Here is a 16137-nt window from a genome sequence, read left to right as displayed (position 1 = left end):
ACTCCCCGTCTCCCCGCCTCCCTGTTCAATTTTCCCACTGAAAATGGCTGCAAAGATGAGGGGATTCCTCAGGGGGTATCCACCATCCGCCATGGCGCCGCCACCTGCCCGAGGCGCGCGCCTCGTCCCAGTTCCCTTGGTTTCAGCCTTCTGAGCCCCTGGTACGCGATCTGCCATGGGCGCGGCGCATGGGAGACGCCGACATCACCTTGCGCCACCTCGCCCGAAGGCGCCCCGCGGACCTGGTACGCGCCTTCGTCCCCGAGGGCCACCCCATCGAGGTCCTCGGCTGGGTCGACAGCCAGGTCACGAACATCGAGCGCCGCCTCGACAAGGCCCTTCGCCTGCGCATCGACGGAGAGCCACGGGTGCTGCACGTCGAGTTCTGCTTCGCGCTCCGCGACGACGTTCCGGATCGCGTCTTCGAGTACCTCGGCTTTCTCTTCGCCGCGCTTCGCCTCGAGGCCGCCGGTGCGCCAGTTCCGCCGATCGAGACCGTCGCGGTGGTCCTGTCGGGTCGCAAACGACGCTTGCCGGCGACAGGGAAGCGCCGCATCGCCTGGCCGGGGCGGCCGTTCAGCGGCGCGCATTTCCGCGTCGATGCCGTCTACCAGCGCACAATCAAGGAGCTACGGGCGCGCGGCAGCGTGCTCTGGCTGGTGTTCGCGCCGCTCGCGCGCGACGCGACGGCTGCGGCGCTGCGGGAGGTCGTCGCGGAGATCCACGCGAGCGCGGCGAGCGCCGAGGAGCGGGCCGAGCTGTACACGGCGCTGCTGGTGATGGCGACCATCGATCCCTGGGGGCATACTCTGTGGAAGGAGCTCGTCATGATGGTGGAGGACAAGGAAGAGGGGCTGCTCCGGCGCACGCCGATCATCGGGGAGATGATCATCGAGGCCGAGCAACGGGGGGAGCTGCGCGGGGAGCAGCGAGGAGAGGAGCGCGGGAAGCAGCAGGCAATCGCGGAGCTGCTGGGGCGCCTCTTCGCGCGGCGCCTCGGGCGACGACCCACGGCCGAGGAAGAGCTATCCATCATCGAGCGAGCCCGCGCGCTCGGTCCGGGCGAGGTCGAGGATGCGTTGCTCGACCTCGACGGCGAGGCGCTGGTTCGCTGGCTCGCGGAGCCGATTCGCCCCTCGTGAGCTGCCGCTGTCTCCAGGCCCGCCGCGCGACCAGCCCTGCGCCCGCGCCGCTCGCCCCGACCCATGCTGGCCATGAATCGAGGCGAGCGGCCGTCAGCTCAATACGCGAGCACCTCGACGCCTGACGCGAGCGCGCACGCGCCGTCCAGGGGATCACCGCCCGTGCGGAGGATCTCGGACGGCTCCGGCTCGCGGTAGACACCGGAGAGCTCGATGTCGACCATGCGCAGGATCGCGCGATCGAGCTGGGTCACGTAGTAACAGGGGATCGTCGGCTCCTTGTGGGCCCCGCCGACCCCGGAGTCGTCCGTCAAGAAGAGGTACCGGCCGCCCGTCAGCTGCGCGGCCGAGCGCATGGTGAGCTCGGTGAGCTCGTCCACGCCGCTCGACGCGACCGGATAGACGTGCACCCCGCGGTCCTGGAGCGCCCGTATCCCGTCGGCCATGTCCGCCGCGTTGCTGTCGTGGTGGGGCGCGTCCGCGACCCAGAAGGCGAGGCGCGCGGCGTCGCCATCCGTGCGCCACGAGAGGTCGGCCGCCTTGAAGAGCGCCATGTCGGGCGCCTCCGGGAAGTCGCCGCCGCCGTCGGCCGTCTGCGCGGCGAGCTTCTCCTGGAACTCGACGGGATCGTCGCGGAAGTCGAACCACCGGACGATGTAGGCGTCCTCGGTGTCCTTGTAGACGACGAGCGACCAGCGCTGCGCGGCGTCCGGGTACCTGGCGAAGATGGCGCCGGAGAGCGCGATGAACTCCGTCTGAAGGTACGTGATCTCGTCGCCCATGCTGCCGGTGGTGTCGATGATGAGCGAGATGTCGAGCGTCTCCCTCGCTCCCGGAGGCGCCGCGAAGAGGCTGCGCGCGGCCTGGTGGTCGGCCTCGGTGAACGGCAAGAGGCCCGGGAGCTGCTGCGCGTGGAGCGAGCTCCGGTACGAGAGGAAGAAGTCGAAGTTGCGGTTGTCGTCCCAGACGCCCGCGGTCAGCGTGCCAGGCTCGACGCCGCCGCCTCCGCTGCCCCCGCTGCCCCCGGCGCCTCCACCGCCCCCTGCGCCTCCACCGCCCCCGGTGCCGGTGCCCCCGCCGCTGCCGAGGGAGCCGGAGTCGCTCGGGGCATCGCCGCCCGCCGCCCCCGGACCCCCCGCGCCGGCCGAGGCCGAGGCGCCGTCGCCCGTGCCGGCGCCCCTCCCCGGGATCTCGCCGTCGCCGCCGCGGACCGGGGTCGAGGGGGTCGACCCGCCCGAGCACGCACCCAGCGCAAGAAGGCTCCCCACCATGAAAGCGAAACGGAAACGGGTACGCATCGGTTCTCCTTGGCCGCGAGGGGCCTCACGCGTCGACGTCGGACGCAGCCGGGGGTGCCGCAATGCATGGCGCATACCGGGCCCGAACCACGTGATCTCCGGCGCTTGCGCGGCGGCTCGCGGTGCCTTCTGTGCCAGGACGCGCCGGCGCGCGACCCCGACGACCCAGGCGCTCACGGCGCCGCCCCTCGACCTCGGCTTCCAGTCCCCTGAGGAGGAGCCGAAGCCCGTACCGGAACCGCGCCTCGTGATCGGCGCTCGCCGCGTGGGCGAGCGACGCCGCGCGGCGGGCGACGCGCCTGGCCGACCCGAGGAGCGCGCTCGAGGCGTGGTGCGGTCCCGCGTGAGGCCGCCTATGCTCCCGCCGTGCTCGCCATCGAAGCCGCCGCGCTCCGCAAGACGTACGCGGGCCTCTTCCGGCGGGACGGCCCCGAGGCCCTGGCCGGCCTCGATCTCGCCGTCCCCCGCGGCGCCGCGTTCGGCCTGCTCGGCCCGAACGGCGCCGGCAAGACGACCTTCATCAAGACCCTCCTCGGCGTCGTCCGCCCCACCTCCGGCGTCGTCCGCGTGCTCGGCGGCGCCCCGGAGGACCGCGCCGTCCGCGCCCGCATCGGCTACCTGCCCGAGCGCCTCCACCTGCCGCACGCCTGGACGCCGGTCGCCTTCCTCGCCAGCGTCGCCCGGCTCAAGCGCCTCCCGGTGACCGAGGCCGCGCTCCTCCGCGACCTCGACCGCGTCGGGATCGGCGACAGCGCCCGGCGCCGCATCGGCGGCTTCTCCAAGGGCATGAAGCAGCGCCTCGGCCTCGCCGCGGCCCTGCTCGGCGCGCCCGACCTCCTCGTCCTCGACGAGCCCACCGACGGCATCGACCCCCTCGGCCGCGCCGAGATCCGCCGCATCCTCACCGAGGAGCGCGCCCGCGGCGCCACCCTCTTCCTCAACTCGCACCTGCTCTCCGAGACCGAGCGCGTCTGCGACCGCGTCGGCATCCTCGCCGGCGGCCGCCTCGTCCGCGAGGGCGCCCTCGAGGCCCTCTGCGGCAGCCCCACGCGCTTCCGCCTCCGCTTCGCGCCCGGCGTCGACCCGGCCGCGCTCCTCCCGCTCGGCCTCGTCGCCCGCGACGCCGAGGGCGCCTTCACCTGCGACGCCCCGAGCCCCGAGGAGCTCAACGCCCTGCTCGACCGCGCCCGCGCCCGCGGCGCCCTGCTCATCGAGCTCGCCCGGGACATGCGCGACCTCGAGGACGTCCTCGCCGAGGCCCTCGGCGCGCCCACCCCCACCGCCGGAGCCTCGCCGTGAAGACCGTCCTCGCCATCGCGCTCGACCTCCTCCGCGAGGCCGCCTCGCGCCGGTGGTTCCTCGCCCTCGGCGCCGGCATCACCCTCCTGCTCGGCGTCGCCGGCTTCACCCTGCGCATGGACGTCGTCGACGGCGCCCTCGCCGCCACGCGTTTCTTCGGCCAGGTCCTCCCCACCGACATCACGTCCGTCGACGTCGCCCTCCGGCCCGTCTTCCGCGCGGCGGCGTACGTCATCTTCTACGGCGGCCTCGGCTTCGGCGTCCTCGCCTGCGCCGACTTCGCCCCGAGCCTGCTCGCGCCCGGCCGCATCGAGCACCTCCTCGCGCTCCCCGTCCAGCGCTGGGAGCTGCTCGCCGGCACCTTCCTCGGCGTGCTCGGCCTCGCCCTGGCCGGCGCGCTCTACGGCGCGGGCGGCCTCACGCTCCTGCTCGCCGTGAAGACCGGCGTCTGGACCTTCCGCCCCGTCCTCGCCGCCCTCCTCGCGGGCGTCACCTTCGCCGCCCTCTACGGCGGCATGCTCGCGGCCGCCGTGTTCGCGCGCAGCGCCGCCCTCTCCGCCGCGACGGGCGGCGCCCTCTTCCTCGCGGGCATCGTCGCCGGCTACCGCGATCGCCTCGCGACCTTCTTCGAGACCGGCGCCCCCCGCGCCCTCTTCCGCGCCGTCACCGCGCTCCTGCCGCGCGTCTCCGCGCTGGCCGACACCTCCGCCGATCTCGCGGCGTCGGCGCCCGTCGAGGCGCTCGACCTCGCGAGCCAGCTCGCCGGGATCGCCGTCTTCGGCCTCGCCGCCGTCGCCTTCGGCATCTGGGGCTTCGAGCAGAAGGACTTTTGACCACCATGCGCCACCGAGCCTGGCTCCTCGCCGCCGTCGTCCTCCTCGGCCTCGCCGCGTGGCTCATGTCGCGCGGCGACAGCAAGGCCACCGCCGCGAGGAAGCCGCGCGTGGAGTTCCCGCGCTACCCGAAGATCCCCGAGCAGGAGCGCAACCGGCGCCGCCTCACGCTGCCGCCGCCGCCGCAGACCGACCCGAGCATGGAGCGCCAGGGCCGGCGCGACCCGGTGCTGACGGCCCTGCCCACCGACAAGGCCACGTCGGCCCTCGTCTTCGAGGCGAGCGCCATCAAGGAGTCGCCGGCCGGCAAGCTCTGGCTCGACTGCATGCTCGCGGAGCGCGGGATGGATAGCTTCGACGAGCTCAAGGACGAGCTCGGGATCGACGTGCTCGAGGACATCGACCGGATCGCGGCGACGTCCGGCGGTCTCGTGGTCGTCTCGGGCCAGCTCGGGTCGGCGCGCCTCTCGTCGCTGCGCGGGAGCCGCCGCGCCCACGGCGCGCGCGGGGCGCTCTTCGAGGAGGAGGGGCGCGCGCCGGTGGTCGGCCTCTGGGGCGACGGCCTCCTGCTCCTCGGCAGGGACGCGGAGGCCGTCGAGGCCGCGATCGACCGGCTCGAGGACAAGGTCCCACCCGCGCCGCCGGTGATCCCGGAGTGGGCGAGCTACGGGGACGCGTACGGGGTGCTCTCGGCCGACGACCTGGCGGCCTTGCTCGAGGAGAGCCAGCCGGAGATCGCCGAGCGCCTGCGCGGCGCGGTCAGCCAGGTGGAGCTCCACATCGACGCGTCGGAGGACGTCGCGATCGTGGCCGACGTGACGGGGCCCATGAAGGCCGACATCGACGACCTCGGCAAGACGCTGGGCACCACGCTGTCGCTGGCCCGCCTGAAGGCGCAGGCGGACGGCGAGGAGGGGCTCACCGAGCTCCTCGACCTGGCGCGGGTGAGCCCGCGCGAGGGCCGATTCCTGCTGGATCTCGCGCTGCCGCTGCCGATGATCCAGAAGGCGATGAGCCGCTGCGGGGCGCGCTACCGGGGCGACACGGCGCCGCCGGTCGAGGAGGAGCGGGGAGGGGAGGCGGGCGAGGCGCGGTGAGGGCGCGCTCGTGAGGGCGCGCTCGTGACGGCGCGCTCGTACGGCGCGCTCCCGCGCCGGAGATCGCGCGCAGGAGCGTGCGGCGGTGCGCGAATTGTGCAGCGCAGGTTCAGCGCAGGGCGACAAGCATCCGGGCGAAGTCGCAGACCGCCGCGGAGCCGCCCAGGCCGAGCACGAGGCGGATCACCGCCTCGGCGTGCAGGTAGTGCTCCGAGGCGATGTAGGCGAACAGCGCGGGATCCGTGAGATCGATCGTGCGGCGCCACGCGCTCGCGCGCGCGCGCGCCGACCAGATCGCCCGCCATGCGCTCTCCGGCAGGATCGCCAGCGCCGCGCGCAGGGCGCCGTCCTCCCTGTCGGGCATCTGCAAGACCGCGCGCGCCGCGGCCTCGATCTCGGGCAGCAGGCGCGCGCGCTCCGCGTCCGGCAGCGACGCCCACGCGCTCGCCCATCCGCGCAGCCGCTCCTGGGGAGACGACGGCTCCGCTCGCGCGCTGTCCCCGGCGCTGCCGTCCTCCGTCGCCGCGGCCGGCGCCCCCTCGCCGAGGGCCGCGCGCACCGGCGCTGGGAGGCCCCTGCGCAGCGCCGCCCGCGGCGCCGGTGAATCCACCCCTTCCTCCACGACCCAGCGGAGCGCCGGCGTCCAGCGCGCTTCGGGCAGTGCCGCCCACACCGCGTCGGGGATCGCCAGCAGCCGATCCCTCGCCACGGTGCGCTGCACCTGCCCCGCCGCGATCGCGTCGAGCACCCGCTCCGCGAGCGGCGTCGCGCGCGCCGCCGGCAGCATCGGCAGCGCGGCGGCGATCCCCTCCACCCGGTCGTCCTCGTCGAGCTCCTCGCCCGCCTCCATCCAGGCGAGCGCCTCGTCGACGAGCGCCGGCCGCAGCGCGCCGTCGGCCAGCGCGGCGGCAGCGCACAGGCCCTCGAGCCGCCCGCGCCCGCCGAGCGCGCGCACCTCGTCGACGAAGAGCGACAGCACCTCCCGGCGCGCCTCGCCCTCGACGAGCGCCGCGGCGATCCGCAGCGTGTCGTGGATCGGCACCTCCGCCGGCCGCTCGTGCGCGGCGATCTCCGCGCGGAGGTGCGCCTGCCGCTGCTCCGGGGAGAAGAGCTCCGCGAACCCGGGGACGCCCCAGAGCGGCTCCCCGCCGCGGAGGAGCGCGCCGCAGAGCGCCGCGCGGCGCTCGCCTTCCAGCGCGCGCGCGTACTCCAGCACGAGCGCGAGCTCGTCGGCCGTGGCGTGGTGCTCCGCGAAATCGAGCACCGCTGCGAACCCCTTGTCCGTCGAGAGCCGCGCCGCGCCCTGCGCGCCGAACAGCAGCGCGCCGAGCCGTGTCCCTGGCGGCTCGACCGCGGCCGAGGGCCCCGCCGAGGCGGCCCCCCGGGCGACCGAGCCCGGCTCACCGGCGCGATCGGGGACCTCCTCCGCGGCCGCGGCGAGCGCGGATTCGTGGCGTCGGGCGCCGTCCAGCCGGAGCGCGATCGCCGACAGCGTCGATTCGTCGGAGGACCAGATCGAGCCGTCGCCGGGCTGAGGCGCGCGCACCAGGTCGAGCAGCGCGGGGAGCGAGGCGTCGGGGAACAGCGCCAGGTTGGACCGGATGAACCGGCGGCGCGCCACGAAGTCCAGGCGCCCGAGCCGCTCGACCGCCTGCTCCCAGCTCCACAGCCCCTCGGCGAGCGCCCACCTGCGCAGCGCGTCCGGGAGCCGGCGCTCGGCCCAGGACCACCGCTCCAGGAGCTCCCGCGCCCGGAGCTGCCGCACCATCGCCGCGGCCCGCGCAGCCCGGGAGTCCGCCTGCTCGAACGCCTCGTCCGCGAGGCGCCACGCAGCGAGCGCCTCCTGCTGTCGTGCTCCGCCGGAGATGCTCATGGTTCACCAGGGCCGGTCACTTCTTCTTTCGGTTCTTGTCGCGGGGACCGATGTATTCACCGTGCTCGTTATAATAGGGGTTCCCGCCGCCGCCCGCGTCTCCGCCGCCGCCGCCCGAGGGCGTGGGCGTGGGCGACGCGCCCGGCGGGCCTCCCGGCGGGTAGCCGCCCGGGGGCGGGTTCTCGGGCGGATAGTAGACGCCTTGCCCCTTCTGCTTCTCCTGGTTCCCGTCGGCGTCCGTGCGCGGGACCACGGCCGTCTCGGAGGCCGTGGTCTTGGGGCTGCCCCTGCCATAGACGTTCTTGCCGTCCCATTTGTCGCCCTTGTGGTACACGCCGCCCTTGGCCTTCTTCGGGGACAGGTCCCTGTCACTCACATCCTTGTTGGGGTTGGCGTTGATGTTCTCGGGGTGAATCCCGAGCTCGCGGAACACCTGCGCGCAGAAATTGCAGGGCGGGATGGATTCTTTCTGGGTGCTGTCCTCGAACGCCTCGATCCTCGCGCCGTTCCGGTACTGCTCGCGCAGCTCGTTGCGGACCTTCGCGTTCTGCTCCTCGTTGGAGAGGTCGTTCCACCCGGGCTGCTTCGATAGATCGCCCCGGATCTCCTTGGCCTGCTTGCTGAGCGCCTCGATCTCGGCGCACTTGCCGGCGGTGTCCTTCTTGTCGTCCCGGCTCGCGAACTTCTCATGGGCCTTGTCCACGGCGTCCTGGATGGCCGGATCGGTCTCCTCCTTGTCCGCCATGCCCGCGGGGCGCGAGCCGTCCGAGAAGCCCTCGTGCTTCTTCTTCTTGTCCTGGCCGGGGATGTTCGAGACCTTGACGTACGCCATCAGCCCCAGCGGGTCGACGAAGCGCGTCGGCTGGTTCTCGGCGTACGCGAAGGCGTTGAAGCCGGAGATGAGGCCCACCGGGTCGGCGCTGATGTACCGCCCGGCCTCGGGGTCGTAGTACCGGTGCCGGTTGTAGAACAGGCCGGTCTCCTCGTCGCGGTACTGCCCCGGGAAGCCGAGCGGCGTGTCGGTGACGGCGCCTGGCGAGACATCGAATCGCCCCCACGCGCGCCGCCGGATCTCGCAGGCGACCGCGCCGTCCGCCGAGAGCAGCCTCTCGGGCGTGCCGATGTCGTCGGTCAGGTAATGGTAGTACGCGCCCGCCGACTCCTGATCTCCTCGCCGGCGCACCTCCCGCTGCGCCAGCGGGAAGCCGCGGGCGTCGTAGCAATACGTGCGCGCCTCCACCGCGCGCTCGCCCGAGTCGGCCGTACGCTGCGTGATCTCGTGCAGCAGCGCGTCGCCGTCCCACACATAGCGCGTCGTCGACACAAGGGTTGTGGTGCCGTCGGGTAAGACGCGCAGCACCGTCTTCCGCACGCGGCGGGCGAACGGATCGTACGCGAAGGTGACGCGCACGCCGTCGGGTCGATCCACGGCCTCGAGCAGGCCATTGGCGCCCCAGGTGTAGCGGGCGACCGCCGCGTCGCCCTCGCGCGCCTCCACGAGCCGCGCGTCGTCGTCCCACACGTAGCGGCGCGCGCCCCGCTGCACCAGGCGGTTGCCGGCGCCGTAACGCCGCTCGACGCCGTAGCGCTCGTACAGGTTCCCGGCCGCGTCGTAGGCGAAGCGCTCGACGTCCCCCTCGTCCTGGCCGGCCGCGATCAAGCGCCCCATGCCGTCGTGCTCGAACCGCCGGAGGCGCTGGATCCCCGCTGAGCGATCGTGCGCCTCCAGCAACTCCGACCCGGGCGCGTAGCGATACGCCTGCTCCACCGTGGAGGGCCCGGCCGCGGGCTCGGGCCACCCGGGCCGCGCCGGCGCGCTCGGCCGGACGACGCGGCGCTGCACCATGCGATCGCGCGCGTCGTACGCGGTCTCGATCCGCCCTCCTCCGGGCAGCACGCGCGCTACCTCGCGGCCGAGCGCGTCGACGCCGATGCGGATCTCCTCCTGGCCGTCGAGCACCACCCGCAGCCCCTGGCCCACGATGTCGCGCTCCCACACCTGCGTGTGCCCGAGCGACGTCGCGCGGCGGATCACGTGCCCGACGAGATCGCGCGCGAGGTCGACAACGACGGTCTGCCCGTCCACCGTCTGCTTCTCGCGCACGATCCAGCCGAGGGCGTTGCGCTCGTACTCGAAGATCCCATCCGGGCTCTCTGCCCGGATCAGCCTCCCGAGCGCGTCGTACTCGAACCGCTCGACCCGATCGTCGTCATAGCGCTGCTCGATGAGCTGGCCGGCGAGGTCGTAGACGTACTCCGTCTTCTGGCCGAGGCCGTTCTCGGCCGTCACGAGGCGCCCCTCGACGTCGTACTTGTAGTGCAGGAGCCTGCCGTCGAAGGTGCGCTCCGAGGTCACCATGCCCGCGACGTTCATCGTGATCGCGTGGACCTCGCCGCGCGGATTGACCACCTCCACGAGCCGGCCTTCGCGGTCGTACTTCATGCGCGTGACCGACCCGTCCGCCTCGTGCACCTCGCAGAGCTTGCGGTAACCGCCATACACGTAGCGCGTGACGCGCCCGTTCTCGTCGGTCATGGCGACGCGCTGACCGATCGCGTCGTAATCGTAGCGCACCACGCTGCCGTCGCGCTTGCGCTCGGAGAGCAGGTCGCCGCGCGTGTTGTACGTGGAGTACACGGCGGCGCCGGTCGGGTCCTGCCTGGCCGTGCACCGGCCCCAGGCGTCGTAGGCCCAGCGCGTGACGTGGCCGAGCGCGTCGATCTTCTCCACCAGGTTGCCGTTGTCGTCGTGATGGAACCGGGTCCGCCCGCCGTTCGGGCCGACGGTCTCCACGATCAGCCCCCGGTGATCGAAGCGGCTCTCGAAGCGGGCGCCGAGCGGATCGGTCCAGGCGAGTCCGCCGGAGAACCGCTCGACCACGGTCTCGCCGCCCGCAGGATCGACGCTGTAGCGGATGTGCCCGTCCGGATCGCGCTCGTGGACGGTCATGCGGCCGAGCGGGTCCGTCTCGCGGATCACGCGTCCGAGCGCGTCGCGCTCCCACGTCGTGGTGGCGCCGAGCGCGTCGGTGTAGGCGATCAGGTGGCCTTGCTCGTCATACCGGCGGTCGACGACGGCGCCCGCCGACACAGCCTTGTCGAGCTTGCCGTGCTCGTTCCCGAAGTAGCGGTGGACGGTGATCGAGTCGATGGCCTCGGAATACCCGTCGTCGCCGTAAACGAATTTGCAATGGTAGATGCCCCTGGCCGGCGTCTCGCCGTCGGCGAGGAGCTGGGGAGCGGACCCGGACAGGCTGATGTCCTGCTGGCCCTCGTAGGCGCCCCACGTCTCGACGCAGCGGTCCTGGGCGTCGTAGCGGAAATGGAACGTGAGCCCGACCGGGGAGGTGTGCGCGACGAGGCGGTGATCGCCGTCGTAGGCGTAGGTCGTCGCGGCGCCCTCGGCGTCGCGCGCCTCGACGAGGTCGCCGCGATCGTCGTAGGCGAAGCGGGCCAGCGGCACCCAGCGCCCCTGCTCCGGAGCGTTCTTGATCGCCCACGACTGGATTCGACCGGCGCGATCGCGGCCGACGCGGACGACGCGCCCCACGCTGTCGCGGACCTCGATGAGGCGGCCCTCCGCGTAATGCAGCGTGATGGTATTGTTGAATTCGTCGCGGATGGCCGACAGGAGCCACCGGTCTCCGTGGCGGACCTGGAAGACGAGCCATGTATCGTCGCCCGTGTCGAGCACGAATCCGCCGGGCTCGCGCACCAGGACCATGCCCTCGGGGCCCGTCGTCCCTTCGCCCTCGCCGACGAGATCGAGGTCGACGCCGAGCCCCTGATCGTTCCAGACCGTGATTCCGCGCCGGCCGACCTCGATTTCCCATGCGAGCGAGTGGCTCTACCCGAAGCCGAGGCCGACGTCGCGCTGGGCCGAGGCCGAGCGATAGCGGCGCGCGATCTCGAGGGGCAGGGGGCCGGGCAGGGACACGTCGGCCGCGGGGAGCGTGAACACGTGCCCGGTGACGACATCGACGGGATCGCCCTTGGACGCCTTGCCGCTCTTCTTCCCGGACTTCTTGCCCTTGTGGTGCTTGGGACACGAGCCGCCGTTCAGGTCTCCCTGTCCGGCGCCGCACGCGCCCTTGCCGCCTCCCTGGGCGCCCTTTCCGCCGTTCTTGCCATTGGCGCCCTGCTTGCCGCCCTTCCCTCGGCCGCCCTTGCCGGCGCCCCCGCCGCCCCCGCCACCTCCGCCGAGGACGAACACGCCTGGATTCATTCCGGGAATGGCGGGGATGTTGGGGACGGGGGCGGTGCGCATGGCAATCGATGACGCTATGGGTATCGCTGCTGCCCGTCAACACGACCTGCGCGACGGTAGGACGTCGGTTGCTTGCCCGTCGCCGTCAGGACCGGGAGCGATGGAGAGAGGCCATCATGGATGGCATTGCGTCCACAGCGTTTATTGAATGACCCGCGCGCGCCGCCCGCGGCGCGTCGCGCGCCCGGGCGCGATCACGCGCCGGTCGTCAGGTCGTCGCAGGACGACCGCGCGGCGGACAGGGCGAGCGCGGGCCGCGCGCGAGATCGGGAGTCGGCCCCACGCGCGGGCGACCAGGGGCGCCGAGCTCACTCGAGCAGGATGGATTCCACCGAGGCGGTGCCCTCGTTCGCCTCGCCGACGCCGCCGCCGAGCGCGATGAGCTCGTTGGCGTTCCTGTCGACGAGGCGATGGAGGATGCGCGGCGTCTTCAGCGTCGCGACCTGCTCCCAGCCGTCGCGGGCGTCGTTCAGCCGGTAGACGACGCCCTCGGCCGCCGTGAAGTAGAGGGTGTCGTTCAGGCTCACGGCCGCGCAGCCGAAGCCGGCGACGGGCGAATGCGTCGGCAGGGCCGGCCCCTCGGACCATGTCTCCGTCGCGGGGTCGTAAATCTGGGCCTCTTTCGGGAACACGCCGCTCAGCATCCCGCCAAGGACATAGAGCTTGCCGTCCACCACGCCGCCGCAGTGGTCACGCACCTTGAACGGCTGCGGGTGCTCCTCCCACGCGAGCTCGTCCGCCGCGAGATCGACGCTGAGGAACGTCTCGTAATACGCCTCGGTCTCCGTCCCGCCGTCGATCTTCCAGCCGCCGGTGACGTAGAGGGTGCTGCCGACGATCTGGACGTCGAGCGACGAGCGCGAGTCCGGCATCGGCGGCAGCGCGGTCCACGCGTCCCCTTCGACGTCGTAGACAGCGAAGTCGTCGAGCGTGAGGAGGTCGAGCTCCTCGCCGAGGTGGCTCCTCGAGGTCATGCCGCCGAGCCGGTACAGCTTGCCTTCATGGGTGAAGAGCGCGCTCTGCTGCACGGGGACGTCCGGTCCCGCGACCTCCTCCCACGCCGCGTCGGGCTTCGAGAGGTCGAGCCGGCGCAGGTTGGGTATCAGGTTCTCCACCGAGGAGTCGTGCGCCTGGCCGATGTGACCGCCGTGGATGTAGAGGTGGTCGTCGAGCACGCGCGCCGCGAACGCGGCCAGGGGCTCGGGGAGCGCGGTGTAGTCGGAGGGCGCGGGGTCCGTGTCGGGGTCGTCCGCGGGGCCGGGGCCCTCCCCGTCATCGCCGCAGGCCGCGACGGCGGAGACCGCGAGAGCGACCGCCAGAGCGTGAATCGAGGCTCGGCTCAGGTGCATGGGAGCGTTCCTTCCGCTGGGGTGAGACTCCCTCGCGACCGGGCGACGCCGGCGCGAGAGGCACGGGGACGATGGTTCCACGAACGCCGGCGCGGCGTCCAGCGGGCGCGAGCGCGCTCGCGCTCGGCGAGCGGCCTGCGCTCGCCGTCATGGTCGAGCTTCCCGAGCTTGTCGTGGAGCGCACGGTCGTTGTCGTTCCGGTCCGCGGGCCCGAGGCGTCAGAACCCGCCTTCCAGCCCGAGGATCGGGACGGTCACAGGCCCGATCTCCTCGGGCTCGCACGGCGAGAACGGGTCGCAGATCGCGGGGATGTGCTCCTTCGACAGCGTGGTGTTGAGCACGTCGAGGACGAGCGACAGCCAGCCGGTCTTCCCGACGGACCAGCGCTTCTCCAGGCGGACATCGAGGCGCAGGAACGGCGGCAGCCGCTCCCAGCGCGCCTCGACGCCGGCGGCGGGCTCCGGGCCGCCGGGGACGCCGCTGCCCGGCGGGGGGATCGCGCCGCCGACCTTCTGGGGGAGCCCGGAGTAGAAGACGGCGCGCCCGCCGGCCCGGTAACCGCGGCCGAAGTCGTAGGTCAGCGCGAGGTTCGCCACGTGGGTCCGGTCGACCGAGGTGACCTGGGTGTTCCGGCCGATGCTGCGCGTGGAGCGGGACAGCGTGTAGGAAGCGAATCCACCGATGCGCCGCGTGAGCCGCCGGCGGGCCGACAGCTCCAGGCCGCTCGCGGCGCCGAGCGCGCGGTCCGTGAAGGCGGCCTCGTCCCCGTCGAGGCCTCCGGCGCCGAGCGCGTCGGTCATGCCGAAGAACGCGTTGTGGAACACCGTGGCCGACGCGGTGATGTCCTCCGGCAGCTCGAGCTCGACGCCGGCGCTCGACTGGAAGCTCCGCTGGAGTCCGTCGCCGAGGCTCGGGCGGAAGCCGGGGATCGGGACGACGAAGCTCGGCATCTGCGAGGCGAGGCCGTGCGCCTGCACGAACGTCACGCCGGGCGCCACGGTGAGCCGCGCCGACAGGCGCGGATCGACGGCGAGCGCGACCTCGCTGTCCGAGTGGTAGAGCTCGAGCCGGAGCCCCGGGGTGACGCGCAGGCGCGGCGTGACAGCGATGTCGGACTCGATGTAGCCGCCCACCGTGACGTCGTGGCGGGTCGAGAAGAGATCGGGAAAGGGGGAGTCGTCGTCCTCGACGCCGCCGGGCGGAGGCTCGGCGTCGATCCCGAGATCGAGCGAGTTGGCGTCGAGCACGGCGTCGATGCCGGCGCGGATCGGCGTCTCGTCGCGCAGGCGATGGTCGAGCGTGAGGCGCGCGCCGAGGCTCCGGGTCAGGGCCTTCTGGTCGTCTCCGATGCCCGTCTCGTCGTGGCCGAGCGTGAGCGCGCCGCGCAGCGCGCTGCCCGCGCCATAGGCGTGGTCGTACCGGAGATCGATCCGGTGGAACGTGGTGTCGAAGAGGGTCGTCCTCTCGCCCTGTTCCTCGTCTGCGAGGTAGTCGCGGGCGCCGAACGCGAAGAGGCTCAACCGGCCTCCCGGGGCGACCTCGTAGGAGATCCGGGCCTGGTAGTCCCAGTAGTCGAGCACCACGCCGGGCGCGGCGAGCGAGAAGAGCAGCGCCGTGTAGGAGTAGCGGCCTCCGACGAGCGCGACGCCGCGGCCGCCGGCGAAGGGGCCCTCGACGAGCCCGCCCACGTCGAGGAGCCGGAGCGTGCCCTCACCGTGCCAGTCCGGGAACGGCGGTGTCGTCTCGCCGGCGACGATCCCGCCGGCGTACCGCCCGTGGCGCGCCGGGTACCCGCCGGGGTAGAGGTCGACGCGGTCCACGATGCCGGGGTGGATCACCGAGGGCCCGAGCCCGAGGTGATAGAGGTAGGGGACGCGGATGCCGTCGAGGTAGTAACCGACGTTGCCCGGCGGCGAGCCGCGGACGTAGAAGAACGGCAGCCCCGAGACGATGGGGGTCACCCCGGGGAGCATCTCGATGGCGCGGTAGGGGTCGCCGAACGCGCCGGGGACGAGGCGGACCTCGCCGCGGCTCAAGGTGGAGACGCCGGGGGCCGGAAGCTCGCCGCGCACGGTGACCTCGAGGGGCTGCGGCGGGCCCGGGGGCGGGCCGGAGGCTGGGGAGGCGGGGGCGGGGCCGGGCGCGGGCGCGGCAGGGGCGGGCGGCGCGGCGCCGGGCGGTGCCAGCGGCGCGGGCGGCGCCGGCGGCGCGGCCTCGGTGAAGCGGACCTCGACGCGGATCCTGGCGGCGACCGGCGCGCCGCCTCGCGTGGCCGGCGCGAAGCGGAACGACGTCGCGGCGGCGACGGCGGCCGACGCGAACGGCTCCGGCCCCTCCTCGGGGACCGCGGAGCGCACGGTCCCGTCCGCGTTCACGGTGAGCACGAGGCGGACCGTGGCGTCGCCGTGCGCCCCGGCAGGGTAGCCGGCGGCGAGCGGCGTGAGCGGCGTCGGCGGGACGAGCCCCGCCGCTGAGGGCGCGTCGCGGGGCGACTCCGCCGAGGGGACCTCGCGGAACGGTGCCGCCGAGGGGGCCTCGCGGGACGGCGCCGCCGAGGGGGCCTCGCGGGCCGGCGGTGGGTCGGGCGCGGCGAAGGCGCGGCCCGGCGCGAGCGCGAGCGCGAGCAGCGCGGCGGCTGCCGTGGATGTCCGGAGGAAGCCCGCCGCCGCGCAGCGGAGAGGCGGCGGCGCGAGCACCGGAGCAGAGCACGGCGCCGCGAGGCGCGGGGGTGAAGGGCGCGAGAGCATCGAGGGGTTCACATCATCGGCGCTCTTGCCGACGTCCTGAGCGGCTTTTTCTCGAGGGAGTGCTCGCGTCCGGGTCACCCTCGCCTGGATGCTCCCAGGGCAGGACATCCTTCGCCGGATCCCTCCTGAGCCGACCGCCGCTCATCGCCTTCACCGCGGCCCTGCCGCCCCGCGGCCCTGCCGCCCCGCGGCCCTGCCGCCCCGCGGCCGGTCACGACCAATGTGGCCGTGG

General features: G+C 73.4%; 10 protein-coding genes. 4 read left to right on the top strand and 6 right to left on the bottom strand.

All coding sequences use genetic code 11. The features are described 5' to 3' along the window. Positions 1–188: 188 nt before the first annotated feature. Positions 189–1142: a hypothetical protein gene (locus WME76_RS25775; RefSeq protein WP_437954930.1), complete on the top strand. Its 954-nt coding sequence runs from the start codon at positions 189–191 to the stop codon at positions 1140–1142. Between the two features lie 98 nt (positions 1143–1240). Here WME76_RS25775 and WME76_RS25770 read toward each other — a convergent pair whose 3' ends face one another. After that, a complete protein-coding gene (locus WME76_RS25770; protein ID WP_437954929.1) occupies positions 1241–2440 on the bottom strand; it encodes a vWA domain-containing protein in 1200 nt (399 codons plus the stop codon). Between the two features lie 366 nt (positions 2441–2806). Between WME76_RS25770 and WME76_RS25765 the strand changes: the two genes are divergently transcribed. From WME76_RS25765 to WME76_RS25755, 3 genes are read left to right on the top strand one after another with little or no spacing between them, the layout of a single operon-like run. Continuing rightward, complete coding sequence (locus WME76_RS25765) at positions 2807–3739, top strand: ABC transporter ATP-binding protein (RefSeq protein WP_437954928.1); 933 nt, start codon at positions 2807–2809, stop codon at positions 3737–3739. Next, positions 3736–4572 (top strand): hypothetical protein, encoded by an 837-nt coding sequence (locus WME76_RS25760; RefSeq protein WP_437954927.1) that lies wholly within the window; start codon positions 3736–3738, stop codon positions 4570–4572. Before WME76_RS25765 ends, WME76_RS25760 begins: the two co-directional genes overlap by 4 nt. 5 nt (positions 4573–4577) lie before the next feature. Then, a complete protein-coding gene (locus WME76_RS25755) occupies positions 4578–5669 on the top strand; it encodes a hypothetical protein (protein WP_437954926.1) in 1092 nt (363 codons plus the stop codon). A 109-nt stretch (positions 5670–5778) separates the two neighbouring features. Here WME76_RS25755 and WME76_RS25750 read toward each other — a convergent pair whose 3' ends face one another. From WME76_RS25750 to WME76_RS25730, 5 genes are all read right to left on the bottom strand, one after another. Then, positions 5779–7542, bottom strand: coding sequence for a hypothetical protein (locus tag WME76_RS25750; protein WP_437954925.1), 1764 nt, complete (start codon positions 7540–7542; stop codon positions 5779–5781). A 16-nt stretch (positions 7543–7558) separates the two neighbouring features. Next, positions 7559–11266 (bottom strand): RHS repeat-associated core domain-containing protein, encoded by a 3708-nt coding sequence (locus WME76_RS25745; protein ID WP_437954924.1) that lies wholly within the window; start codon positions 11264–11266, stop codon positions 7559–7561. A gap of 123 nt (positions 11267–11389) precedes the next feature. Continuing rightward, positions 11390–11809 (bottom strand): DUF6531 domain-containing protein, encoded by a 420-nt coding sequence (locus WME76_RS25740; RefSeq protein ID WP_437954923.1) that lies wholly within the window; start codon positions 11807–11809, stop codon positions 11390–11392. 308 nt (positions 11810–12117) lie between these two features. Further along, complete coding sequence (locus tag WME76_RS25735) at positions 12118–13158, bottom strand: Kelch repeat-containing protein (RefSeq protein ID WP_437954922.1); 1041 nt, start codon at positions 13156–13158, stop codon at positions 12118–12120. 218 nt (positions 13159–13376) lie between these two features. Continuing rightward, a complete protein-coding gene (locus WME76_RS25730) occupies positions 13377–15905 on the bottom strand; it encodes a TonB-dependent receptor domain-containing protein (RefSeq protein ID WP_437954921.1) in 2529 nt (842 codons plus the stop codon). Between the last annotated feature and the right edge of the window lie 232 nt (positions 15906–16137).

The organism is Sorangium sp. So ce119 (genome assembly GCF_051524405.1).
GTDB classification, from domain to species: domain Bacteria; phylum Myxococcota_A; class Polyangia; order Polyangiales; family Polyangiaceae; genus Sorangium; species Sorangium cellulosum_G.
The sequence above is the reverse complement of the archived record's forward strand: the minus strand, read 5'-3'. Positions and strand labels throughout refer to the sequence as shown.

Coding starts and splice junctions, on each gene's coding strand:
- WME76_RS25755 (WP_437954926.1), top strand. CDS start 4,578: ATGCGCCACCGAGCCTGGCTCCTCGCCGCCGTCGTCCTCCTCGGCCTC.
- WME76_RS25745 (WP_437954924.1), bottom strand. CDS start 11,266: ATGGTCCTGGTGCGCGAGCCCGGCGGATTCGTGCTCGACACGGGCGAC.
- WME76_RS25730 (WP_437954921.1), bottom strand. CDS start 15,905: ATGCTCTCGCGCCCTTCACCCCCGCGCCTCGCGGCGCCGTGCTCTGCT.
- WME76_RS25750 (WP_437954925.1), bottom strand. CDS start 7,542: ATGAGCATCTCCGGCGGAGCACGACAGCAGGAGGCGCTCGCTGCGTGG.
- WME76_RS25740 (WP_437954923.1), bottom strand. CDS start 11,809: ATGCGCACCGCCCCCGTCCCCAACATCCCCGCCATTCCCGGAATGAAT.
- WME76_RS25775 (WP_437954930.1), top strand. CDS start 189: ATGGGAGACGCCGACATCACCTTGCGCCACCTCGCCCGAAGGCGCCCC.
- WME76_RS25735 (WP_437954922.1), bottom strand. CDS start 13,158: ATGCACCTGAGCCGAGCCTCGATTCACGCTCTGGCGGTCGCTCTCGCG.
- WME76_RS25770 (WP_437954929.1), bottom strand. CDS start 2,440: ATGCGTACCCGTTTCCGTTTCGCTTTCATGGTGGGGAGCCTTCTTGCG.